This window comes from Lysinibacillus sp. NPDC097214, from assembly GCF_050277945.1.
In the GTDB taxonomy this organism is placed as follows: Bacteria; Bacillota; Bacilli; order Bacillales_A; family Planococcaceae; genus Lysinibacillus; species Lysinibacillus xylanilyticus_B.
Window position 1 is genome coordinate 124,860 of record NZ_JBNNSS010000003.1, and the last position, 21,443, is coordinate 146,302.

Consider the following 21,443-nt stretch of genomic DNA (forward strand, 5'->3'; position numbering starts at 1 on the left):
CTGTTGGCCTCAGGGTCTCGCCTGTCTCGCTTTCCCACGGGAGTCGAGTAGCCTTCCACTCCAATCAACAATAGCGGAGAACTTTTATAAATTTTATGCATTTCAAAAATGGACACTATGAAAACGCGCCTTAATCGAACAGAATAGACTTATAACAGTGACGTGATTATACATCTATTTTTGCAGTATCCACGCTTTCACACAGACAAACCCTTTTGCTAAAGTTAAGTTTTATTACTTAAATTATAGTGACATGGCAGAGGATACATGCTATGTGAATCAGTTGATTGGAGTGGAGACTGGGCGACTCCTCGGGGATCAGCGATTAGGGGAACGAAGGCTAAAACCATCACATCCTGTGATAACGCCTTCGTGACCAACATCGTGTTGGCCCGAGACCCTGGAGCGAAGCGAAGCGGCTCATCGGACGCCCCCAGGAAGCTTTGCTCTGTGCGAAAGCGTAGTGCTAACGTAGCGACAGCAACAAATGTTTTATCTGCGCGAAAGCGAAGCGTCAGCGGCAAAGCGCCCAGTCGGAACGGAAATCAACCACACACTATGGCTGATGACCCACGAGAAATAAGATACTCTTCGTTTGGTGATTTATAGTTTTTAACATTTTTTCAATAGATGCTCTAGCTTGTTCGGGGAGTAAACTGTGGTTAGTAATTTGTTCACCTTTCGTTCATTGCAGAATGTTTGTAAGCGTTCTATAATAGGGATACTGAAGTTAAAGGAGTGCGTTTTGTATGCCACTTAGTATATTTGGTTTCCAAGCTTTATGGAGCCCATACTTAATAGGGGTTCTTGTTTTTATAACAGTCATCTATTTTCTAGTCACAACAAAGTGGCGCAAGGATTTTAAAGTAAGTGAGCCTTTGAAAAAGGCAGAGGCTATTTATTTTGTACTGGCGATGGTAACGATTTATATTATTAAAGGATCTCCAATAGATTTAATGGCGCACATTATGTTTACGATGCATATGGTGCAAATGGCTATTTTATTGTTACTTGTACCGATCTTCTTAATTAAGGGGATTCCTTGGTGGGTATGGAAAGTTGCGATTGAAGCACCAGTTGTTAGATCTTTATTTAAAGTGTTTACATTTCCCGTCGCTGCGGTATTTGTGTTTATTGGTTTATTTTCTTTCTACCACTTACCTGCAGTACTAGACTACATTAAATTAAACGAAACTCTACATGGTACATATACATTTGTATTATTTGTTTCTGCTGTCTTAATGTACTGGCCTTTGATTCAAAAGATGCCTAATCTTCCACAAATGAAACCTTTGCATAAATTAGCCTATATCATTGCTAATGCGGTATTAATTACACCTGCGTGTGCGTTAATTATTTTTGCACCAAACGCTATGTATGAAACATATACAAATGGTGATGCATGGCTAAAGGCAATGGAACTTTGTGTACCAGTTTCCACACTATCTAGTTTATCTCTTTCTGGACCAGAGCTCTTTACAAATATGACACCTGTTGCCGATCAGCAACTAGGCGGCGTTTTAATGAAGATTTTACAAGAGCTTATTTTTGGTGTATTACTAGGAGCAATCTTCCTTAATTGGTATCGCGCAGAACAAAAGGATCCGGATAAAATTACTGCTGATGCTTTAAAAGAGCATCAAAAGAAATGGGAAAGCCAGCAGCAACATCAATTGTAAAAAAAGAAATTTTAATTTGTATAAGGGGTTTTGTCAATGGAATTGCAAATTTTGCCTACTATAAGTACATCATTCATCGTTATTAGTGCTGTACTTGTAGCTATTGGTTGGGGCTTAATTATAAAAAGAAAAGTAGAGGCACACAAAAAAGTAATGCTTGCAGCAGGAGCTGCAGCACTTATCTTCTTTATTATTTATGCCTCACGTACAATCTTTATTGGTAACACAGCGTTTGGTGGCGGAGAAGACTTAAAACCATATTATACGTTCTTCTTAATTTTCCATATTACGCTTGCAACAACTGGAGCAGTATTTGGTATTGTTAGTATCATCTCTGGTTTGAAAACGAATCTTAAGCTTCACCGTCGTATTGGACCGATTACAAGTATTATATGGTTCTTCGTAGCTATTACCGGAGTTTTAGTATACATTTTACTATATGTAATGTTTGAGCCAGGTGAAACAACATCTGTTATTAAAGCAATTTTAGGCTTTTAACTTCTTTCAGTGGATGTCCAAATGTTAGCCTAAAATCATCGCAACCATGCGATAACGGCTAACTGACCTGCATCGGTAAAAATGCCACGTCCTGTGGCATTACCGATGCAGACCTAAGCACAAAGCCGATTCCGGACGCATTGTTTATCTGTGCGAAAGCGAAGCGACAGCAACAATTATGCTGAGGCATAATTGATAAAATAAATCTCCCTCCTTATTTTTGAGAAGGAGGGAGATTTTTTATGGACGTTTGATTAAATAGGGAGAGGACAACAACAAAGAGTAAAGGACCGATTAAAATGCCAAGAAATCCAAACATTTCAAAACCGATAAACATTGCAATAAAGGTTGTGAGCGAGGAGAGTCCAACTTTATTTCCAATCACTCTAGGCTCAATCATACGTCGAACTAAAAATAGTATGATTGTTAATACGACTAGCACAACAGCAAAGATATAATCACCTGTAAAGGCTTTATATATTGCCCAAGGAAGAAGCAAAATGAATGAGTCTAAAAAAGGAACGAAATCAAAAATGACTAGCAAGAGTGCTAAAACAAGTGGGAATGGAGTTTTAAGAAAATAAAAAGTCCCAAAGGCTATAACTAAAATGCAAATACCAACTAAAAATTGTGCTTTCACAAAACCAAATAGAGCAAGTTTCACACGATGTCCTATAAATAGTATTTTTTGTTGATAGTGAAACGAAATAGGTGCTAACATTTTACGGTTAATATTCGGTAATTCTAAAAGAAACATATATAACACAATCCAATAAACAAACATATCAAACAAACGAGAAGGTATATACGTAAGTAAAGATGACCAAACATTCGCATTTGTTAAAGAAAGAGCATATTTCTCAATTGAAGAAAGAGCCTGTGCTATCATAAGTTGAATTTGTATAACAAGATCTAAGGGCAAACGATGCGTGTAGTTGGAAAGCTTGGATTGCATTTGAATCCATAGTGCTGAGAGCTGGTTGAGGTACTCTGGAATATCAATGATAAATGTTGAAAATTGTTTCCAGCTTATAAATATGATGAGAATACATAATAATAATGTCACAATTGAAAAGAACATAAAAAAAATGGATGCGACTATTTTGCGTTTTTTTCGGAACCGTTTACTAATGCGTATGATGACAGGTTCCAATAATAATGCAGTTACGTAGGCAAGCAGTATCGGTAATGACAGGGATATTAACCAGAGAATTGCAATCCCGCTAACTAGAACGATTATCGGATGGCGAAAAAAGGGGTGTTTGAAAAATTGTAACATTTATCTCACCTACATCATGTAAAAGATATAGTTAGTATGAGAAGAAATAAAATTTTTACTCAAAATAAAAAAGACTGGACCACCAGTCTTTTCAGTTTAGCTATTGCACTGCATGCTATTGCCGTTACTGTTACCTGATAAAAAATAAAATGATTTCGATGTTTAATCGACATGTATGCACCGTGAAATAACTATCTAAAATTACGCATGAATTTCAAAAGCTTGTAAGTCTAATTGAACCTTTTTCAAGATTTCTTCACATTTTTTTACAAGGTGAGCTGGATAAACTTCATCATCACCATACTCAACACCGTGTGGATAGTAGTATTTACCAAGTGCTGGTTTCATTAATGTTAGGATTGCATCGTGTGCACCAACATCACCTGATTTAGCATATGAGAATACACGTAGGTAATAACGTCCCTCACGAGTATCGAAACGCTTATCAAATGTCATACGTTCGTAGTCCCAGCCGCCATCACATTCTAAACCATTTTTTTTCATGACGCTTACAATAAGTTCTTGATCAGCTGTTAAATTTTCAAGGTTAGTATTTTCAAAATACATCTCTAATCCTCCTTTAGGTTCTCGTACAAAGTATACGCTCAGTTTTATAATAGAGCATATTCGACATTGTTGCAATGACAACATTGTGTCAACCCAACTACAATTGATATAATTAATTTTAGAATAATCGTGATAAGAAGGAGTCATGTATGAAAGCTTTATTTCGCATTTTTATGGCATGTGCTGCAATTGCGTTGATTGGCTTTATGTTTTTTAATACACCACGTGAAAATGAGCCACTAAAAGGCCCGAATGCCAATTCAAATATCATTCCCAAAACCGAGTTAACGCAACCTGAAATGGGGGCAATGCCACGTCCGAAAAGCGGGATGTCGACATTAATCGGTAAAGAAATAAAGGAAGTATCGGATAAATATGGTGAACCAGTGCGAAAGGAACCATCATCCTTTGGCTATGATTGGTGGATCTATAATGCAAGTGCTTCCAAATTTTTTATGGTAGGCGTTGAAAATAATGTTGTGACACAAGTTTATATAGCTGGTGAAGATTTAGATGCTTCTCCTTTTAAGGTTGGTCAGAAGCGTGACGATATATACCGAATGACTATCATAGATTACGAAGTAACGGCGAATGTTGGTAAAAATATTTTCTCTTTCTCGATGAGTGAAGAAGATATGCAGACACGATTGCTTGTAAAATTCGATGGGATTTTTGCACAACTCTATCTCGATAGAGAAACGAGTGAGCTACAAGGCATACGCTTTACTAATAGTAAAACGCTTGTTCTTCATCAACCTTATGAAATGACTTATCAAGGCGAACTAGTTATACCAACACCACCTTCTTCCTTTTTGCAGAAGGAAATTAACGAAGCAAGTGCTGAGCAGCTTGACGATTTAATAAATGTAACAAGAGTTCAACATGATTTATCTCCATTAAATATTGATGAATCAATAGAAAAAGTTGCAAATATGCATAGTGAAGATATGAAGGTTCAAAATTTCGTTGGTCATGAATCACCAACAAATGGCGATTTAAAAAAGAGGTTAGAAACTCAGGGAATCGAATATAGTGAAGCGAATGAAAATCTTGCGACTGATTATTTTGATGCTATTGAAGCAATGCATGGTTGGCTTAATTCATCTGAGCATCGAAAAGTCATTTTAAATGATCTATATACTACAGTCGGATCTGGCGTATTTTTAAACTATTATACACAAATATTGTTAGAACCATCTTCTCTGGAGCTGGATAGTGAGAATAAAGACTCTGAGGAACCAGTAGAAAATATTGATGAATCATCACCTAAAGGTGAAACTTAATTAGTGAAGATTTTCTTCACGTCTTCACCAATCAGGCGTTTAATGATAGTGAATCTCGTTTCGCATTCGGTACTGCTAAAATATGGGGATATATATAAAGTAAAGACTGAAGATAAACTTGGCAAAATCAAGTTTATCTTCAGTCTTTTTTTCATTTAGACGAAAAAGAAAGCACAATGACCAACTACATTTTTCGTCACACCGTTATATACGTCATCATATGATAGAGAACCGAAAGGGGGAATGAAGCTTGCAATTAGCTGAGCTATTAAAAGACTGGCCGTGTAGTGTAACTGGAGGATCTATTCGTACAAATATTACAGGCATTGAGGATTATGCTCAGGCAGTAAAACCTGGGGATATTTTCATTGTACGGAAGGGTAAGAAAACATCGGGAAGTCGTTTTGTAAAAGAAGCATTAGCTCGGGGAGCTGCCGCCATAGTATCAGAGGAAAGTATTTCACTACCTATTACTGATCAAAATATTCCTTTTGTTTGGGTTCCGAATACATCCCTATTTCTATCGTATGCGAGTGCAAAGCTTTCAGCCTTTCCAGCGGAAGCATTAACAGTCATTGCGGTTACGGGTACAAATGGTAAAACAACAGTGAGTCATTTTGTGAGCCAATTGCTAAGAGCCCTACATAAAAACGTTGCAGTTATTGGGACTGTAGGATTTTTCATCAATGAACAGAAACAACAAACAGTGCATGAGCAATTAACTACATTACAGGCAAAAGAGTTGCATCCGATTTTAAAGCAATGTGTACGAAATGGTGTTACACATGTTGTTCTAGAAGCTTCGTCAATGGGATTACAGCAACATAGACTTGATCATTGTGATATCGATTGTGGTGTTTTTTTAAATTTAACGGAGGACCATTTAGAAGATCACGGAGGACTTGAGGCATATAAGCGTGCGAAAAAAAGGTTGGCAGATTTGTCGAAAAAGCTTGTGCTAAATGGAGATGATAATTTTTGCCGTTCCGTTGGTATATATGATAAGAAAAAATCCTGCTCATTCGGCTTTGATAATCATAATGATTTACATATCCAAATTGTCAGTGAATCAATTGGAAAAACGGTGCTTTGTTTACAAACGTCATTGAGCGAGCATATTGTTGAAATCCCTTTTACTGGTAAATACCATGTACAAAATGCTGTAGCTGCGTTAATGACTTTATGGCGCTTAGGTTTTTCCATTGAAGATTTAGCGGAGCATATGTGGTTGTTAAGGCTACCAGAAGGAAGGCTTGAGAAAATAGACAATCCATTTGGGGTTGACGTGTACGTAGATTACGCACATACGGCAGAGGCATTACAGGCGGTTTTGCAAACCTTGGATTACTCTAAAAACCTATACCTTGTATTTAGCTGTGGGGGAAATCGGGATAAGGCGAAACGTTTTGCGATGGGAGCGGTAGCAAGTAAGTATGCGGATGTTATATTTTTAACAACTGATAATCCACGTGATGAAGACCCTATTTTAATTAATGAAAGTATTATTGCTGGTTTTACTGAGCAGCAATATTATGAAATCTATCTAGACCGAAAAGTTGCTATTCATCAAGCACTAGCAAAGGCCGAAAAAGGCGATACTGTACTTGTTGCCGGAAAAGGGCATGAACAGACCCAACAAATAAAAAATCAAAAATTCCCTTTTTCCGATCAACAATGTATTCGAGATTACTTTTTAAATCTTATGTCTAAGGACGGCGTTGAATAACAAAGAAAGAACCAGTTGCAATAGCAAGTCTTCGTCCAGTCTCATCCTCGATATCACATTCCATTACAAGTGTCTGACGCCCTTTATGTACGAAACGTCCACGAGCAATTAGTTCCTTGTTGGTTGTTGTAGCAATATAAGAGATATTCATATTTGTAGTGACAACATTAAAGCCTTCTGGCACCGAACGCGAAGCAAGTCCGCCCATTGCTGCATCTGCAATTGTTGCAATAATCCCACCGTGTGGTACCTTAATAGTATTATGGATAACGGGTGTAATGGGAATACGAACTTCGCTAACTTCGGGTTCAAATTTGCCAACCATATGTAAGGCAGCATTAATATAACGTCGATGAACACCTTGTTGTTTATCGCGAAGTCCAGACAATAAATGTAGTAATACTTCCTCATCTTCAGCAGTGCTATGTTGTAAAATCTCTGCAAGTAATTGTTCTATTTTTTCTTTAGATGATGGTACCAATTTAAAAACTCCTTTATTTAAAAATATCAATAATGTAAAATTACCATAAAATCTGTTATGATGGGAAAGAGATTGGGGGAATTAAAAATGATGATGACCTCTGACTGGGCAATCATTTTGGATGAGGCCGATGCGCTTTGTGAGATGATTCTTTCCTCTGAGCCTGCGAAAGCGCTGGAACAAGCGTATAATGATGTGTATAGCGATGTCCAAATAGTGGAAGCTATTTACGCATTTAATCGCATGAAAGAGCAGTACGAAGATGTACAACGTTTCGGAAAATATCATCCGGACTATCATACAATTATGAAATCGATTCGTCAGCAAAAGCGCGAACTCGATTTAAATGAAAAGGTTTCAGCTTTAAAAATTGCTGAGAACGATTTTCAAGATTTGCTTGACCAAATAAGCTTACTTATAGGAAAAACTGTTTCTGAAGCGGTAAAAGTTCCTGTAAGTAATCCGTTCTTTGCATCAGGTTCTTCATGTGGTGGAGGATGTGGCTCAGGCGGTTCTTGCTCTTGCTCTGCATAAATAAGGTAATACTTTTTCATGACTGTATACAAAACTCGAGTGAGTTTGTATATAGTCTTTTTTTATTACTATATTATGTTGTAGCGACAGCAACATACATCAGGGTGTAATTGCTGAAGAAAAATTGTATAGTAATTGAAAAGGTGATATAGAAATTAAAGGAGGATTAACAGATGAAGACTTATCGAATTGCGGTTATACCAGGAGATGGGATTGGTAAAGAGGTTGTCCCAGCGGCGATAGAAGTGCTTAATAAAGCCGCTCAATTAGATGGCAGCTTTCAATTTGAATGGACAACATTCCCGTGGGGCTGCGATTATTATTTAGAGACAGGCAAAATGATGCCTGATAATGGTATTGAAATTTTAAAAGGTTATGATCAAATCTTTTTAGGTGCTGTAGGTATGCCCGATTTAGTACCAGATCACATTTCATTATGGGGACTACTTATTAAAATCCGCCGTGAGATGAAACAATCTATTAATGTGCGTCCAGCAAAGCTACTTCAAGGTTTGCCTTCACCTTTACGTAACCCAAATGGCTTTGATTTTGTAGTTGTACGTGAAAACTCAGAAGGAGAGTATGCTGAGAGTGGTGGCAGAATACATAGTGGACAGGATGAGGTTGCTATCCAAAATGCTATTTTTACGAGGAAGGGAACAGAGCGTGCAATGCGATATGCATTTGAAATGGCGGAAACTCGACGCCAACATGTTACAAGTGCCACAAAATCTAATGGAATTACGTATAGCATGCCTTTTTGGGACGAGGTATTCGCAGAAGTAGGGAAAGATTATGAGGACATAGGACAAGTATCTAATCATATTGATGCTTTAGCTGCCTTTTTAGTAATGAAGCCAGAAACCTTTGATGTAATTGTTGCATCAAATTTATTTGGGGATATTTTAACCGACTTAGGTGGGGCAATTATGGGGAGCATCGGAATTGCGCCGGCTGCAAATTTAAATATAGAACGACAATATCCATCCATGTTTGAACCAGTTCATGGTTCTGCTCCTGATATTGCAGGACAAGGGATCGCTAATCCGCTTGGACAAATTTGGACAGGCAAAATGATGCTTGACTTCTTAGGCTATCATGAGGTTGGTGCAAAAGTGCTGAATGCGATGGAAGCAACATTAGCGCAAGGTATTAAAACAGGTGATTTGGGAGGAAAAGCGACATTACGTGATGTAACGGATGCGGTATTGCATCATTTACAATAAAGTGGAATTTAAAATGACATTACCAAAAGTAGTGGGTGACATTTGTTAAGACGAATGCCATTATCCTTATTCCGTAGAAGACTCTTACTTTTGAAGATGGTGATAAGTTGATCTTCGTTACGACTGGGCGACTCCTTGGGGATTAGCGATAGGGGAACGAAGGCTAAAACCATCACATCCTGTGATAACGCCTTCGTGACCGTTGCCCCAAGCGGTTCATCGGACGCCCCCAGGAGGCTCTGCTCTGCGCGAAAGCGAAGCGTCAGCGGCAAATGTTTTACCTGTGCGAAAGCGAAGCGTCAGCAACAAATGTTTTCTGTAGCGAAAGCAAAGCGTCAGCAACAAATGTTTTCTGTAGCGAAAGCAAAGCGTCAGCAACAAATGTTTTACCTGTGCGAAAGCAAAGCGTCAGCAACAAATGTTTTACCTGTGCGAAAGCGAAGCGTCAGCAACAAAGCGCCTAGTCGGAACGGAAATCAACCACACGTTATGGTGATGATCTAACTTTAAACAGTGGGGTTTTCTTCAGCTCCGCTGTTTATTAGTCTTTACTGAACGGGTGTTAATGGCGAAAAATTCTGCTAAAAAAAATGAATGGGGTGCGGCCACATGATCAAATTTTTTGAATATAACTGGCAAGTAAGAGACGAATGGTTTGAGTGGTGTAATCAACTAAGTATAGAGGAAATGTTGCAAAAGCGAAGTGGTGGAGTAGGTAGTATTCTATATACACTGTTTCATATTATTGAAGTTGAGTATAGCTGGATTCGCGGCATTATGGGTGAAAGGGACAGAATATTCGATTTTGATGAATATAGAACGCTTGAAAAAGTAAAAAATCTTTCAAATGAATTACATGAAGAAATTATTGAATATTTGAAGCATAATGACAATTTGAGCGATGAAATCGTAAAGGTCTCTTGGGATACAAATACTTATACAAAAAATGATATTTTACACCATACTATTGCACATGAAATTCATCATATAGGGCAGCTTTCTGTGTGGGCGAGAGAATTAAATTTATCCCCGGTACCTGCTAATTTTATAAGAAGAAAATATTAAAATAAAAGGTAAGGGCTATAAAAAGCAGCCCTTACCCATTAATGTAACCTAATTAAAATGGAAGTTAAGCTCCATTCCATGGTTCTTATTTTTGTAGTAATTCTACAGCAATATCAGGTCGATCTGTAACAATACCTTTTGCACCGTTGTGAATTAATTTATTCATTGTTGCTGCGTCATTGATCGTCCAATAATGAACAGGGATATTTAAATTGCTTAAAAACTGGATAAACTTCGAAGAATCTAGGTTGATTACTCCTGATTTAGGTGGTATTTGGAATACATCTACCTTTGGATGATATAAATGTCCGAACTGGCTTGAGAAAGAAGCGAATGCTTTACGTACATCTGATTCACCTGCACCGAGTGCTACTAGATTTTGCGCATATAAATTAAAGCGATCGATCTGTTCACCGTAAAAGCTTGTGACAACTACTCGATTCTCAGCACCAAGCTCTTCAATTAAACGCCATAGTTTAGACGGCATTAAACTTCCTTCATACGTATCTGGCGCATCTTTAATATCAATATTTACCAACATATTTGGGTAAGATTCTAGTAATTCGCGTAAAGTTACAACGTCTACTTTTTCATCTCGATAAGGAAATTCCCCATCCAAATCTTCAAATTGATAACCGTGGTTTAATGCATTTATTTCTGCTAAAGTCATGTCTGCAACAAGTCCATAGCCATCTGTCGTACGATCAACAGTATCATCATGGAAAACGATGATTTCCTCATCTTTGGTTAAGCGAATATCTATTTCAAAGCCTTGAACACCTAACTGCACAGCTTTTTCAAAAGCAGGCATTGTATGCTCAGGTGCTAAATGAGCACCGCCACGATGTGCGAGAATAATTGGGTGATCAAATTGTAATGCTTGTTTACCTTCTCGTTGTTGAGGTTTAGAAATAGCTTTACTACCTGCCCAAGCAGCTGCACTTGCCGCTGCGATTGCAAGCGCAATCTTTGTTTTCTTACCCATATTCGTCCTCCTTAACAATTAAAAATGATATAAATAGTACCGGCAATTTCACTTTTGTGAATAAACAAAGTTCTAACTAAAACTAGTACTCAATTAGCTTGCATAAGTGAATGTAAAACTCTTAGTCAACGTTGTATGCTTTTCCATTATAACGGAAAATCGAGCGTTCTGTCAGCTAAACTCTGTTGCTATCATTTTCCGGTCTATGGTATTCTTTTATGTAAGAAATGAGGGGAATACTATGAACGAACGCCAAGGACTAATCGTTTACGTCCATCAATTAAAACATGCGAAGTCTCTTCGGAAATATGGTCATGTTCTTTATATTTCTCGGAGGCAAAAATATGTAGTGCTTTATTGCGAGCGAGAGGAAATTGAATCAATGACAACAAAACTACAACGCCTTCCATTCGTGAAAGACGTTGCAAAGTCTTATCGTCCATTTGTTAAAACTGAGTTTGAAAATGCAAAGCCAGATAAAGCGAAAGAATATGACTATAAAGCAGGTCTATAATATTATGTCAACGCTGGAATATAGTGATGAAGTCTCATTATTCCAATTAAGTATTGATAAAATAGTTTTGATTCCGAAAATATAGAAGAGTGCTTTATTTCTACAACAACCGCTTTTCTATCTAGTCGTTTAATACTTTCTTCAAACATTTTTTGTCGCTGTGAAGGCTGCTCTTCATTATAAGGGATGCCTTCTCGACAAATATAAATCGGCATGAATTTACTTTCACCGACTGGTTTTAAAGCGATTGCTAAAGAGGCAACCTTTTTTTCTTCTTTAGTGGATGTTAGTATAAAGGCTTGGTGGAAGCGATCTTGATTGGTTTTCACAATTTCAAGTAGCTCATAAACATCACCATAGCCCTCACCTAATTCTATAAATTGTTGTGGCATAAAAATTGCACATCCTTTCCAATACACATAGTATCATGCTGCGGGAGGTCAAGCACATGAAATTTGCAATGAGTTTTTTTTCCATTCTAGCACTAATCATTACCGGAACATTATTTTTTCAGTACCATGCTTATTCGTCTGATTTAGAAACAGGCAATGGCGAATTCCATTTTTCGCAAGAGATAGAAATTGTCTATCGAGAAAATAGCTTGGATATTCGTCAACATTTTAAAAATTTACCCAACCAAAAGGTGAAAATAAAGTGGCCGGAAAATGCAGTAAACCCTAGTTGCTTTATCGATAACGAAAAAAGCTGTGAGCGTTTATCAAAAGAAGTCTCCTATTTTAAAAAAGGAGAGACTAAATCACAATCTGTTTCATACATAATTCCGATTGAGGGTGGCTTAAAAGATACAATGCTCATCCAAAATGTTTTCGCTACATTAACGAATGGTGAAGCATCTTATTCCGTAGTACATATTTCAACCGATAGTAAAATTGTTGGTCAATGGATTACGGGATTGCCTTTAGTAGGTCAGCAAAAACTATCACTTGTTAACTATACAATGTTTAGTGGATATGGTACAGTTCGTGATATTTATTGGCAAACGGGTAATTTAAAAGTACAAGAGCAAACGCCTGTATTATCTATTTATGCCCGGGGAGCTATTTCGAAGGATTTCTTGAAGTCATTGGAAAACACCAAGTTTTTGAATGATCAACATATGGCCATTATTCAAGAGAAAAATCCAGTGAAAGAACATGATGACCGACTTTTATTTTTGCCTGAGCTAACTGAACAAGCAATTGAACAGGAAGTTATACTGTCGCAAATAAAGTCACAATATAAGTTTAAAGATTCACCAACATGGTTGCCGGAAGTTGTGGCATCCTATTTAGTGAAGGATACAATTGGTTCAGATAAAGCAAAGAAAATCGTGAAGACGTTAAAAGAATATATGACAGCAAATCAAGAGGCAGCATGGCAGGAAGCTTTGGATAAGCTAGGGGAAGAGCCGATTTCCCCTGCATCAATGGACGATCTATTATCAAAGGTATTAGATGCAAAAACGTCTTATTTTAAGTTGAATGCGGCTCAAGAAAATGGCACATATCCACTTTTATTTGAGGATGATCGAGATGTTTACGTGAATGATGTTTTGAGAAAAGATGTTCCAGTGATTCTTGATGATGGACAAGTATTGTATAAAGCTGATACATTGTTGCCGTATCTAGGATATACTGCTGGTGAAGGCAAAAATGGGTATTATATCAATAGTGATAATCGCACCTTCCGATTCCCGAAAGAATCTGGATTTTATGTATTTAATCAACGTAGATATTCTACTATTTCAGAACCAATCATTAAAATTGCCAATCATTATTATGTTGAAGAAGCTTGGCTACAACGATTATTTTTAGTAGAATTACAAAAAAGTGATGGTCGCATCAATATCAAGATGTTAACACAAGAACAAGATTAAATTTTTTGCAGCGGAGGTTCGTCTTTCGCTGCAAAAATACTTTTAACTCCTTTCAGCGGGTGCCGAACACCCGCTAAAATAGAGGAACTCAGTCTAAGAACGCCACGTCCTGTGGCAATTTGTCTGTGCGAAAGCGAAGCGACAGCAACAATGTTTTGTCTGTGCGAAAGCGAAGCGACAGCAACAATGTTTTGCCTGTGCGAAAGCGAAGCGACAGCAACAATAAACAATAACAATTACGCCAAGGCGAAATTGTTATATGGAATAAGAAAGTACGGTGATTTGCCTATGAGAGTTGTAGCAGGAGAACGTAAAGGGATGCCGTTAAAGGCGATTGTAGGAAATACGACAAGACCTACAACTGATAAAGTTAAGGAATCCATCTTTAATATTATTGGTCCATTCTTTGATGGAGGTATAGCACTCGATTTATTTGCAGGGAGCGGTGGCTTAGGGATCGAATCTTTAAGTAGAGGAGTTGAGCACGCCGTTTTTATTGAAAAGGATGCAAAGGCGTTCCAAGTACTACAGGAAAACATAAAGAAATGTCGTTATGAGGATTGCTCTGAGCTCTTTCGTATAGATGCGAAGCGTGCTGTGAAAGCGCTATTAAAACGTGATATTACGTTTAAATTAGTCTTTTTAGACCCGCCATATCATCACAAAGAATATTATGACTTAGTGCAGATTCTTGTCGACAATGATAAAATTCAACAAGATGGCGTAATATTATGTGAGCATGCAAAAGAAGTAGAATTACCACAGAGGTTTGGGGACTTTGTTTTAAAAAGACAAGAAACTTATGGCGGAACGATTATATCCGTTTACCTTCATTCGTAGGGTATTCTAACTACCCACTGAATAGAGGAACTCAGGCTAAGAACTTCACATCCTGTGAAAACGCCAGAGTGGCCAACATCATGCTGCCGAGGTGAAATGGATCGTTATGCAAAAGAAAGAGGGAGAATAGTTTGTCAGAGAAAATTGCTGTAGTTCCTGGGAGTTTTGATCCGGTGACATATGGTCACTTAGATATTATTAAACGAGCGGCAGATGTATTTGACACAGTTTATGTTGCTGTTTTAAATAATTCATCCAAGCAGCCATTATTTTCGGTAGAAGAGCGTATGGCATTAATGGCTGAAGTGACTAAAACGTTGCCTAATGTACGCATTGAAAGTTCATCGGGGCTATTAATAGACTATGCGAAAGAAAAAAAAGCAAAAGCGATTGTCCGTGGTTTACGTGCTGTTTCGGATTTTGAATACGAAATGCAAATTACTTCGATGAACCGTTTTCTTGATAAAAACATTGAAACGTTTTTCATCATGACAAAAAATCAATATTCATTCTTAAGCTCAAGTATTGTCAAAGAGGTTGCGAAATACGGTAGTGATGTTAGCGAGCTTGTTCCCGCTTGTGTCGTAGAAGCTTTAAAAGAAAAATATGGTTTTATCTAAAAAGAGGATGTCTTAATTTTAAGACATCCTTATTTTATTTGGTAAAGATTATTTGGGAATTATTTCAATATGTTCTGCGTTGCAATTGAAAATGATTGAATTCCTCTGCGATGCTTACTCCTGAGTCGGTTTGCCGTCACTCCAATAGAGGGATATGTGGTGATGCAGACGATTATTTATTTTAAGAAAAAAAGAGCATAAATAGTAGGTACAATGATTATGCTAAGTAGGCGGAATTTTATATAGGGTCGAACGGAAAGCTTAGCTGATTTCGCAATAACGAAAATTTGTAAATGAATGCTTATACTTTGCATGGTTAACAACATAACGACCAGAAATGGTAAATATGAAAGATTTGGAAAAGCTGAGACGGTCATTTTAAGACCATTTGTCACTTCGAGAATTGCGGCTATAGAAAGCTCAGCTGTATAGGGAAGCTTAGGGATCAGTGAATCAAGGCCTTGCTGGACAATCGTCTGAATGGTAGTGAAAAAAATTATTGTCGTTCCAACTAATAGTATTGTCGGGGCTGTTTCTTTTATGCTTTCAGAGAATGGTGCTGTATACAAAGGTGTATTGTGTATGGAGATGCTAGGAGGATCCGTTTTACGAAATAAAAAGTAACCAGTAATTAAGCAGCAAATATTAAAACTATGTAGTAAACATAAAAACAACCATCCGAACGTATTACTGTGTAATAAATCAAGGCTTACAAAGCCTAGCACGAAAAGAGGGCTTGGTGCATGACATACGGCTAATAAAAAATTTGCTTCTTTACCGTGTAATTGCCCACTGTTTTTTAAGTAAACAATTGTTGTTGCTCCAGACGGATACCCTCCGAGTGCGCTAATAATGTAGGCTTGTACGTATATAGAAGCTCTTTTTGTTTTCGTGCGCATAGGAGCCGTTAAACGGAGAAGCCATTGCGTTAAAATAAGGTAAGGTAATAAATACGGGAATAGAGCATCCATAAAAAGATTTAAACCTAAATCAGTACCAGTATGAGCTGTTTGTGGGAATAACAAGAGTAATAGAATAAGAACTATGCAAATCGCTATTTGAATTGTCGCATACATGTTATCATCTCGTTTCAACTTTTTGTCATTCACATAGGCAAATGCTAAAATCAATATATGTAAAAAAGGCAAAAACATGAACGTATGGTTTTGCAAGCGTCCTAGGAGGTGTTTTTCTAATGAAGAAAAAAATTAGTATTTATGCAGTGTTATTAGTCGTGATTTGTTTTTTAATGTTATACCGTCTAGACGCTTATATTATGAAGCCTGGAAGTGCTTATGATGTCAGTGAATTTGTTAACGTTGAAAATAGCCACACGAATGATAAAGGTTCCTTGAGTTTAATGACGGTGGCTATGCAGCAAGCTACGCCTTTTTCGTATCTTTGGGCAAAAACTCAAAAATACCAAAAATTAATGGATATTTCCCAAGTTCGAAATCCGTTAGAGGATGAAGAGGAATATAATGTTCGACAGCTTAAATTAATGTCTGATTCTCAATTTAATGCAAAGTATGTGGCTTTTCAGAGAGCTGGCCTTCAAACAAAAATTCTTTTTAACGGTGTTTTTGTATTAAATGTCCTTGAGGGCGGTGCTTCGGAAAATTTATTAAAAGCTGGTGACGAGATTATTGAAGTTGATGGGCAAAAAATTAGAAACCAACAAATGCTTGTAGATCTTTTAAAGCCAAAGCAGCTTGGAGATAAAGTGACAATTCAATTTATACGTAATAAAAAAGAACAAGAGGTAACGATTACATTAAAGGAAATCCCTAGATCTGAAGAAACAAGGGCTGGTTTAGGTATTTCTTATGCTGAAAATAAATCTATTGAAACAAATCCCGATGTGTCTATGAAAACTGAGGATATTGGCGGTCCGTCTGCTGGACTAATGTTTACTTTAGAAATTTTAGACCAACTTCTCGAAGAAGATTTAACGAAAGGCTATGCGATTGCTGGGACAGGGGAGATGCTAGTTGATGGCTCTGTTGGAAGAATTGGAGGAATAGACTATAAAGTCATTGCTGCTGATCGTGATGGCATGGAAATCTTTTTCGCACCAGATGATGAAATTACTCCAGAAATGAAAGCTAAATATCCTGACCTGGAATCCAATTATGCTACAGCAGTAAAGACTGCGAAAGAAATTAAAACAAAAATGAAAATAGTTCCGGTTAAAACTGTAGATGATGCAATCGAATATTTAAAGCAGTTACAGCCGAAATAAGAAAATAAAAAAGATGCCAGAAAAATTTCTGGCATCCTTTTATTGTGATCTGGCATTGCTTAAAAACGAATCGGTGGTGTTTGATAATCTTTAGGCAAACTTTGCTCTTTTGTTCTTTGTTCAACACTTAAATTGTATACTTCTGCAGCATGAATATCTACAGCAAGCATAGCGTCATCCATAGCTGCAACGCGACTGATTAAAGGTAAAGGTATGTCTTTTTTATGCATGCCCAAATAGGCTTGTCCCTTCTTACTCATCCCAAGTAAACGTATACTAGATGGAGCGTCAAAGCTTTGCAACTGTTCCTTTGTAAACCCAGTATAAATGTGTGTGAGCATACGTTGAAGTCGTGTCCAAGTATAGCGTTTGGATTTAATTTTCTCCATAAAGCTACCGAATGAATGACTCGTTTTCGCTGCTTTAATAAGAGCATTCTCAATGCCTTCTGTTACTTCGGCATAGCGGGTAAGTTCATTAGGTGTATGCCGAATAAGTGTAAACTGTAATAATGGCCAAAAAGTTTCCCAACTTGCAAATTCACCATATTTTCCATGCCAATCAGCTAAATGATCGAATGATGCTTTAGGTAGAAAATCTTGCACACCTTGTAGAGCACTGGTTGTTGCTAGTGCTTTGCGTATTCCTGTGGCGCTAGCAATGGATGTACCCTCTTGTATAGCGTCGTGGTAACCTGCAACGATGCGAGGGATCGTTAAAGGTTTAATGTTACTACCTAGATTCTTGGCAGCTTCAATATAGTGAAAACCAAGTATATTGTTCGGTTGTCCCAAATCAATGTATGCAGCAGGGAACTTTTGAGAAAGCTGTTCATAGGCGTAATGTAGACTTTTAGGATAGCTTGCACCCGTTTTAAGGCTTTCTTTAATAAGAGCGTTATATTTAGTGCGGTGACTATTAATGAGCTGAAACGTATTCATAAAGGGTTGAATGGAGCCATCTTCGCTTCCGAAAGCAAACGAATCGCAACCAATTCCAGATAGTAAGGAAATGGCTCCTTTTGCGAAATCAGTTGCAGGCGCTGTACTATATACGTAGGGTAGTTCAATGACAATATCGACACCACCTGCGAGAGCCATTTTTGTGCGTGTCCATTTATCGACCATGGCTGGTTCACCACGTTGCAAAAAATCTCCGCTCATGACAGCGATGGCAATATCCGCTTGTGCTACTTTCTTCGCCTGTTCCAAATGATAGGCATGTCCATTGTGAAAAGGATTGTATTCAACAACTATTCCGACTGCTTGCAAATGTAAGCCCCCTTTATTCATATTATTTGCTTCTCGTTCTAAATAATTTGGAGCGTTATAGCTTATATAGAACGGTTTGGAGCAAATACACTTTTAATAATATATAATTATAGGTGGGTTTTATTGTGGTGACAAGAAATTATCTTGACATCTATTTTTACACATTATATAATCAACAGTGTTGTCTCGAGGTGATTAAACGAATGAAATGGTCAATTCATCAATTATCTAAGTACCGCCAAAACGGGATGCCAATCGATGCCTATGTCCAGCTGGACGAGGTGATGGAGCGAAACCAGGATATTCGAGCAATTTCGCCCGTTCATGTAAAAGGGCTATGTACTTTCGGTGCATCGCAAATGACATGTCAGCTAACTGTGACAGCGACGTTAACACTTCCGTGTGCACGCACGTGGGAAGATGTTGAGTTTCCTATCGAAGTTGAGACAGTTGAAATTTTCAGCTGGGTTGACGAAGAAAATCGTGGGGAAGATGCCGGAGATATTCACTACATAGTTGGTGAAGTAATCGACATGAAGCCGGTTCTTGAGGAGTTAGTGCTTCTCGAAGTACCTCTGCAAGTGTTCAAGGATAATACCGAAGGGCAAGTGCGCGGTGGTAAAAACTGGTCTTACGCAACAGATGAAGACGTTGAGCTACACAAAAAAGCTGACGAAAAAAAAGTGGATCCAAGACTGGCTGATTTAGCTAAGTATTTTGATCAAACAGACGAATAAACGATCTGTAAGGAGGTGCCATCAATGGCTGTACCATTTAGAAGAACTTCTAAAACTGCAAAAAGAAAGCGTCGTACGCATTTCAAACTATCTGTACCTGGTATGGTAGCTTGCCCAAACTGTGGTGAAGCAAAATTATCACACCGTGTTTGCAAAGCTTGCGGACAATACAAAGGTAAAGAAGTAGTAAGCAAATAATTCAGTGTTTGCTCACGTCAAAGGCTAGTAAAGAGACCATGGCTCTTTACTAGCCTTTTTGTTGACTAGAAAAGACGGAATCTTTCGGCAATAATGAAAAGATATATAGTACTATAATAATTGTATGATACAATTTATCCATCGGGACAAAGGGGGAAATAGTATGGCTTATATAATTGATAACAAAGATGGTATTATGACGTTTACGATTGATCGAGAAGAAAAAAGGAATGCGGTTAATGATGAGGTTATGGATGGGCTGCAAGAAGTCATTACATATATTAGACATCATGATGATGTCCGTTTTTTAGTCGTGACGGGTGCAGGAGATAAATCATTTTGCTCAGGGGGCGATTTATCTGAATTTCATTCGCTCGAAACAGAGGATGAAGCGTTCGGGATGTTGAGTAAGATGGGCAAAATATTATACGACCTGGCAACTTTGCCTGTGCCAACGATTGCGTTAATTAATGGAACAGCAGTTGGTGGAGGTTGTGAGATTGCAACAGCTTGCGATTTTCGTCTAGTGGCAAATCATGCGAAATGTGGTTTTATACAGGGGACATTAGCAATTACGAGCGGCTGGGGAGGCGGTACATACTTATTCGAACGTGGGTTACGCCATGATCGTGCAATGAAGATGCTAGTCGATGCGAAGCCTTATCCAGCGGAATTACTATATGAAATTGGCTGGGCAATGCGCGTTTTTGAAGGTTCAAAAGAAGAGGCATTGAATGATTTTATCGAACATATGCGTAAAATTCATCCTTCTGTTCATAAGGCTTATAAAGAAATTGAGCTTCGAAAGTGGCGTGAGCGTAATATGTATGAACGTGTTATGGAGGAAGTTCGTACATGTGCAAAATTGTGGGAAAGCGAAGCTCACCACGAGGCAGTTGCTAATTTCCTAGCAAAGAAAAACAATAAATAATGTATAACGGCAGTGATTATAACAAAACATAATCACTGCCTTTTTTATTTCGATGATTCTATTTTGCTCGCCCATGCATATAGTAGTAAAAAATGCGAGGGTGATAGATTATGGAATTGAAAAAAAGAAAAGATCAATGGACAAAGGAAGACGATGAAAGATTAGCAGAAATCGTGTTGCATAATGTGCAAAATGGCAAAACACAGCTAGAGGCTTTTGAAATGGCTGCTACTGAACTAGGTCGTACAAAACAAGCATGTGGTTTCCGTTGGAATAAAACATTACGTGGTCAATATAGTCAGTCACTACTAGCTGTACGAAATCAGCCGCAACAATCTATGCGAAGCCATTTGAAATTGGCATTAACAAGTTTCGATGAATTAACAGAGGCCTATCAAAGTCTCGAAATAAGACACCGTGAATTACAAAATGAGCATGAAAAACTAGTGAAATGGTTACAGCAAGGATATTCTTTAATGAAAGATTGAAATAAGGAAGCAGATGAAAGTTACAAGTGCTGTAGAGTAAGTTACTTAGAAAGAATGTAAGTTTGATTAAAACATAATGCTGCGCTAAGTGGTATTTACCCCGCATTAACGGGCAGTAATTTATCTGTAGCGAAAGAGAAGCGTCAGGTACAAAACGCACACCTTAAAATTTAACGAGCAAAGAAGTTAGGTGTGAGATTAACTGCCCGTAAAAGCCCGATTGGTGAAGACTAATAATCAGTGGAAAAAAACCCACTGATTAAAGTTTCACTTTATCCCGCATTAACGGGCAGTAATTTATCTGTACCGAAAGAGAAGCGTCAGGTACAAAACGCACACCTTAAAATTTAACGAGCAAAGAAGTTAGGTGTGAGATTAACTGCCCGTAAAAGCCCGATTGGTG

Annotated in this window: 24 protein-coding genes; 17 read left to right on the forward strand and 7 right to left on the reverse strand. The window is 37.8% G+C overall.

All coding sequences use genetic code 11. The features are described from left to right. Positions 1 to 749: 749 nt before the first annotated feature. Positions 750 to 1,679, forward strand: a complete 930-nt coding sequence (gene ctaG / locus ACQKMI_RS07850) for a cytochrome c oxidase assembly factor CtaG (RefSeq protein WP_427413733.1) — start codon at positions 750 to 752, stop codon at positions 1,677 to 1,679. Positions 1,680 to 1,715: 36 nt separating this feature from the next. Next, positions 1,716 to 2,177 carry a DUF420 domain-containing protein gene (locus ACQKMI_RS07855; protein WP_427413734.1) on the forward strand — a complete coding sequence of 154 codons (462 nt, stop codon included), beginning with the start codon at positions 1,716 to 1,718 and terminating at the stop codon, positions 2,175 to 2,177. Positions 2,178 to 2,391: 214 nt separating this feature from the next. On the opposite strand, the gene ytvI is transcribed toward ACQKMI_RS07855, so the two are convergent. Both ytvI and ACQKMI_RS07865 read right to left on the reverse strand, forming a co-directional pair. Further along, complete coding sequence (ytvI, locus tag ACQKMI_RS07860; protein ID WP_427488064.1) at positions 2,392 to 3,456, reverse strand: sporulation integral membrane protein YtvI; 1,065 nt, start codon at positions 3,454 to 3,456, stop codon at positions 2,392 to 2,394. A gap of 201 nt (positions 3,457 to 3,657) precedes the next feature. Continuing rightward, positions 3,658 to 4,023 (reverse strand): YugN family protein, encoded by a 366-nt coding sequence (locus ACQKMI_RS07865; protein ID WP_323645314.1) that lies wholly within the window; start codon positions 4,021 to 4,023, stop codon positions 3,658 to 3,660. 149 nt (positions 4,024 to 4,172) lie between these two features. Here ACQKMI_RS07865 and ACQKMI_RS07870 point away from each other — a divergent pair, with 149 nt between their 5' ends. Together ACQKMI_RS07870 and ACQKMI_RS07875 are read left to right on the forward strand one after the other, a co-directional pair. After that, positions 4,173 to 5,306, forward strand: a complete 1,134-nt coding sequence (locus ACQKMI_RS07870) for a CAP domain-containing protein (protein ID WP_427488065.1) — start codon at positions 4,173 to 4,175, stop codon at positions 5,304 to 5,306. Positions 5,307 to 5,556: 250 nt separating this feature from the next. Then, the gene (locus tag ACQKMI_RS07875) at positions 5,557 to 7,032 is read left to right on the forward strand and encodes a UDP-N-acetylmuramoyl-L-alanyl-D-glutamate--2,6-diaminopimelate ligase (protein WP_427488066.1); all 1,476 of its coding nucleotides are present in this window, start codon (positions 5,557 to 5,559) and stop codon (positions 7,030 to 7,032) included. On the opposite strand, the gene ACQKMI_RS07880 is transcribed toward ACQKMI_RS07875, so the two are convergent. Next, entirely contained in the window at positions 7,013 to 7,513 is a 501-nt protein-coding gene (locus ACQKMI_RS07880; RefSeq protein ID WP_427488067.1) for a PaaI family thioesterase, read from the reverse strand. The two genes, ACQKMI_RS07875 and ACQKMI_RS07880, sit on opposite strands and share 20 nt — an antisense overlap. 87 nt (positions 7,514 to 7,600) lie before the next feature. Between ACQKMI_RS07880 and ACQKMI_RS07885 the strand changes: the two genes are divergently transcribed. The 4 genes from ACQKMI_RS07885 (at position 7,601) to ACQKMI_RS07900 (ending at position 10,338) form a co-directional block, all read left to right on the forward strand. Next, the gene (locus tag ACQKMI_RS07885; RefSeq protein WP_323645310.1) at positions 7,601 to 8,047 is read left to right on the forward strand and encodes a YlbF family regulator; all 447 of its coding nucleotides are present in this window, start codon (positions 7,601 to 7,603) and stop codon (positions 8,045 to 8,047) included. Positions 8,048 to 8,220: 173 nt separating this feature from the next. Beyond that, positions 8,221 to 9,273, forward strand: coding sequence for a tartrate dehydrogenase (locus ACQKMI_RS07890; protein WP_427488068.1), 1,053 nt, complete (start codon positions 8,221 to 8,223; stop codon positions 9,271 to 9,273). Between the two features lie 309 nt (positions 9,274 to 9,582). After that, the gene (locus ACQKMI_RS07895; protein WP_427488069.1) at positions 9,583 to 9,777 is read left to right on the forward strand and encodes a hypothetical protein; all 195 of its coding nucleotides are present in this window, start codon (positions 9,583 to 9,585) and stop codon (positions 9,775 to 9,777) included. 105 nt (positions 9,778 to 9,882) lie between these two features. Then, entirely contained in the window at positions 9,883 to 10,338 is a 456-nt protein-coding gene (locus ACQKMI_RS07900; RefSeq protein ID WP_427488070.1) for a DinB family protein, read from the forward strand. A gap of 85 nt (positions 10,339 to 10,423) precedes the next feature. On the opposite strand, the gene ACQKMI_RS07905 is transcribed toward ACQKMI_RS07900, so the two are convergent. Beyond that, complete coding sequence (locus ACQKMI_RS07905; RefSeq protein WP_427488071.1) at positions 10,424 to 11,323, reverse strand: glycerophosphodiester phosphodiesterase; 900 nt, start codon at positions 11,321 to 11,323, stop codon at positions 10,424 to 10,426. 241 nt (positions 11,324 to 11,564) lie between these two features. Between ACQKMI_RS07905 and ACQKMI_RS07910 the strand changes: the two genes are divergently transcribed. Then, entirely contained in the window at positions 11,565 to 11,837 is a 273-nt protein-coding gene (locus ACQKMI_RS07910; RefSeq protein ID WP_323645307.1) for a YlbG family protein, read from the forward strand. Positions 11,838 to 11,839: 2 nt separating this feature from the next. Here the strand turns inward: ACQKMI_RS07910 and ACQKMI_RS07915 are convergent, their stop codons facing one another. Continuing rightward, the gene (locus ACQKMI_RS07915) at positions 11,840 to 12,229 is read right to left on the reverse strand and encodes a DUF7147 family protein (RefSeq protein WP_323645306.1); all 390 of its coding nucleotides are present in this window, start codon (positions 12,227 to 12,229) and stop codon (positions 11,840 to 11,842) included. 56 nt (positions 12,230 to 12,285) lie between these two features. Between ACQKMI_RS07915 and ACQKMI_RS07920 the strand changes: the two genes are divergently transcribed. The 3 genes from ACQKMI_RS07920 to coaD all read left to right on the forward strand — a co-directional run bounded on the left by ACQKMI_RS07920 (position 12,286) and on the right by coaD (position 15,173). After that, positions 12,286 to 13,713 (forward strand): RNA polymerase II, encoded by a 1,428-nt coding sequence (locus ACQKMI_RS07920; protein WP_427488072.1) that lies wholly within the window; start codon positions 12,286 to 12,288, stop codon positions 13,711 to 13,713. Between the two features lie 288 nt (positions 13,714 to 14,001). Continuing rightward, positions 14,002 to 14,553, forward strand: a complete 552-nt coding sequence (gene rsmD, locus ACQKMI_RS07925) for a 16S rRNA (guanine(966)-N(2))-methyltransferase RsmD (RefSeq protein ID WP_427488073.1) — start codon at positions 14,002 to 14,004, stop codon at positions 14,551 to 14,553. 131 nt (positions 14,554 to 14,684) lie between these two features. Beyond that, positions 14,685 to 15,173 carry a pantetheine-phosphate adenylyltransferase gene (gene coaD / locus ACQKMI_RS07930; RefSeq protein ID WP_427415767.1) on the forward strand — a complete coding sequence of 163 codons (489 nt, stop codon included), beginning with the start codon at positions 14,685 to 14,687 and terminating at the stop codon, positions 15,171 to 15,173. Between the two features lie 176 nt (positions 15,174 to 15,349). On the opposite strand, the gene ACQKMI_RS07935 is transcribed toward coaD, so the two are convergent. Continuing rightward, a complete protein-coding gene (locus ACQKMI_RS07935; RefSeq protein WP_427488074.1) occupies positions 15,350 to 16,303 on the reverse strand; it encodes a hypothetical protein in 954 nt (317 codons plus the stop codon). Between the two features lie 65 nt (positions 16,304 to 16,368). On the opposite strand from ACQKMI_RS07935, the gene ACQKMI_RS07940 reads away from it, so the two are divergent. Beyond that, complete coding sequence (locus ACQKMI_RS07940; RefSeq protein WP_427488075.1) at positions 16,369 to 17,415, forward strand: SepM family pheromone-processing serine protease; 1,047 nt, start codon at positions 16,369 to 16,371, stop codon at positions 17,413 to 17,415. Between the two features lie 59 nt (positions 17,416 to 17,474). Here the strand turns inward: ACQKMI_RS07940 and ACQKMI_RS07945 are convergent, their stop codons facing one another. Next, the gene (locus ACQKMI_RS07945) at positions 17,475 to 18,686 is read right to left on the reverse strand and encodes a nucleotidyltransferase (RefSeq protein ID WP_427488076.1); all 1,212 of its coding nucleotides are present in this window, start codon (positions 18,684 to 18,686) and stop codon (positions 17,475 to 17,477) included. 203 nt (positions 18,687 to 18,889) lie between these two features. Here ACQKMI_RS07945 and ACQKMI_RS07950 point away from each other — a divergent pair, with 203 nt between their 5' ends. The 4 genes from ACQKMI_RS07950 (at position 18,890) to ACQKMI_RS07965 (ending at position 21,040) form a co-directional block, all read left to right on the forward strand. Next, positions 18,890 to 19,423 carry a YceD family protein gene (locus ACQKMI_RS07950; RefSeq protein WP_427488421.1) on the forward strand — a complete coding sequence of 178 codons (534 nt, stop codon included), beginning with the start codon at positions 18,890 to 18,892 and terminating at the stop codon, positions 19,421 to 19,423. Between the two features lie 24 nt (positions 19,424 to 19,447). Beyond that, positions 19,448 to 19,621, forward strand: a complete 174-nt coding sequence (rpmF, locus tag ACQKMI_RS07955) for a 50S ribosomal protein L32 (RefSeq protein ID WP_010858320.1) — start codon at positions 19,448 to 19,450, stop codon at positions 19,619 to 19,621. Positions 19,622 to 19,784: 163 nt separating this feature from the next. Then, a complete protein-coding gene (locus ACQKMI_RS07960) occupies positions 19,785 to 20,552 on the forward strand; it encodes an enoyl-CoA hydratase/isomerase family protein (RefSeq protein ID WP_427488077.1) in 768 nt (255 codons plus the stop codon). Between the two features lie 110 nt (positions 20,553 to 20,662). Next, on the forward strand, positions 20,663 to 21,040 hold the full coding sequence (locus ACQKMI_RS07965; protein ID WP_323645297.1) for a transcriptional regulator: 378 nt from the start codon (positions 20,663 to 20,665) through the stop codon (positions 21,038 to 21,040). Positions 21,041 to 21,443 lie beyond the last annotated feature (403 nt).

Bases quoted from the DNA above. Each gene is read 5' to 3' on its own strand.
- ctaG (WP_427413733.1), top strand. From the start codon at position 750: ATGCCACTTAGTATATTTGGTTTCCAAGCTTTATGGAGCCCATACTTA.
- ACQKMI_RS07855 (WP_427413734.1), top strand. From the start codon at position 1,716: ATGGAATTGCAAATTTTGCCTACTATAAGTACATCATTCATCGTTATT.
- ytvI (WP_427488064.1), bottom strand. From the start codon at position 3,456: ATGTTACAATTTTTCAAACACCCCTTTTTTCGCCATCCGATAATCGTT.
- ACQKMI_RS07865 (WP_323645314.1), bottom strand. From the start codon at position 4,023: ATGTATTTTGAAAATACTAACCTTGAAAATTTAACAGCTGATCAAGAA.
- ACQKMI_RS07870 (WP_427488065.1), top strand. From the start codon at position 4,173: ATGAAAGCTTTATTTCGCATTTTTATGGCATGTGCTGCAATTGCGTTG.
- ACQKMI_RS07885 (WP_323645310.1), top strand. From the start codon at position 7,601: ATGATGATGACCTCTGACTGGGCAATCATTTTGGATGAGGCCGATGCG.
- ACQKMI_RS07890 (WP_427488068.1), top strand. From the start codon at position 8,221: ATGAAGACTTATCGAATTGCGGTTATACCAGGAGATGGGATTGGTAAA.
- ACQKMI_RS07895 (WP_427488069.1), top strand. From the start codon at position 9,583: ATGTTTTCTGTAGCGAAAGCAAAGCGTCAGCAACAAATGTTTTCTGTA.
- ACQKMI_RS07900 (WP_427488070.1), top strand. From the start codon at position 9,883: ATGATCAAATTTTTTGAATATAACTGGCAAGTAAGAGACGAATGGTTT.
- ACQKMI_RS07905 (WP_427488071.1), bottom strand. From the start codon at position 11,323: ATGGGTAAGAAAACAAAGATTGCGCTTGCAATCGCAGCGGCAAGTGCA.
- ACQKMI_RS07910 (WP_323645307.1), top strand. From the start codon at position 11,565: ATGAACGAACGCCAAGGACTAATCGTTTACGTCCATCAATTAAAACAT.
- ACQKMI_RS07915 (WP_323645306.1), bottom strand. From the start codon at position 12,229: ATGCCACAACAATTTATAGAATTAGGTGAGGGCTATGGTGATGTTTAT.
- ACQKMI_RS07920 (WP_427488072.1), top strand. From the start codon at position 12,286: ATGAAATTTGCAATGAGTTTTTTTTCCATTCTAGCACTAATCATTACC.
- rsmD (WP_427488073.1), top strand. From the start codon at position 14,002: ATGAGAGTTGTAGCAGGAGAACGTAAAGGGATGCCGTTAAAGGCGATT.
- ACQKMI_RS07940 (WP_427488075.1), top strand. From the start codon at position 16,369: ATGAAGAAAAAAATTAGTATTTATGCAGTGTTATTAGTCGTGATTTGT.
- ACQKMI_RS07950 (WP_427488421.1), top strand. From the start codon at position 18,890: ATGAAATGGTCAATTCATCAATTATCTAAGTACCGCCAAAACGGGATG.
- rpmF (WP_010858320.1), top strand. From the start codon at position 19,448: ATGGCTGTACCATTTAGAAGAACTTCTAAAACTGCAAAAAGAAAGCGT.
- ACQKMI_RS07960 (WP_427488077.1), top strand. From the start codon at position 19,785: ATGGCTTATATAATTGATAACAAAGATGGTATTATGACGTTTACGATT.
- ACQKMI_RS07965 (WP_323645297.1), top strand. From the start codon at position 20,663: ATGGAATTGAAAAAAAGAAAAGATCAATGGACAAAGGAAGACGATGAA.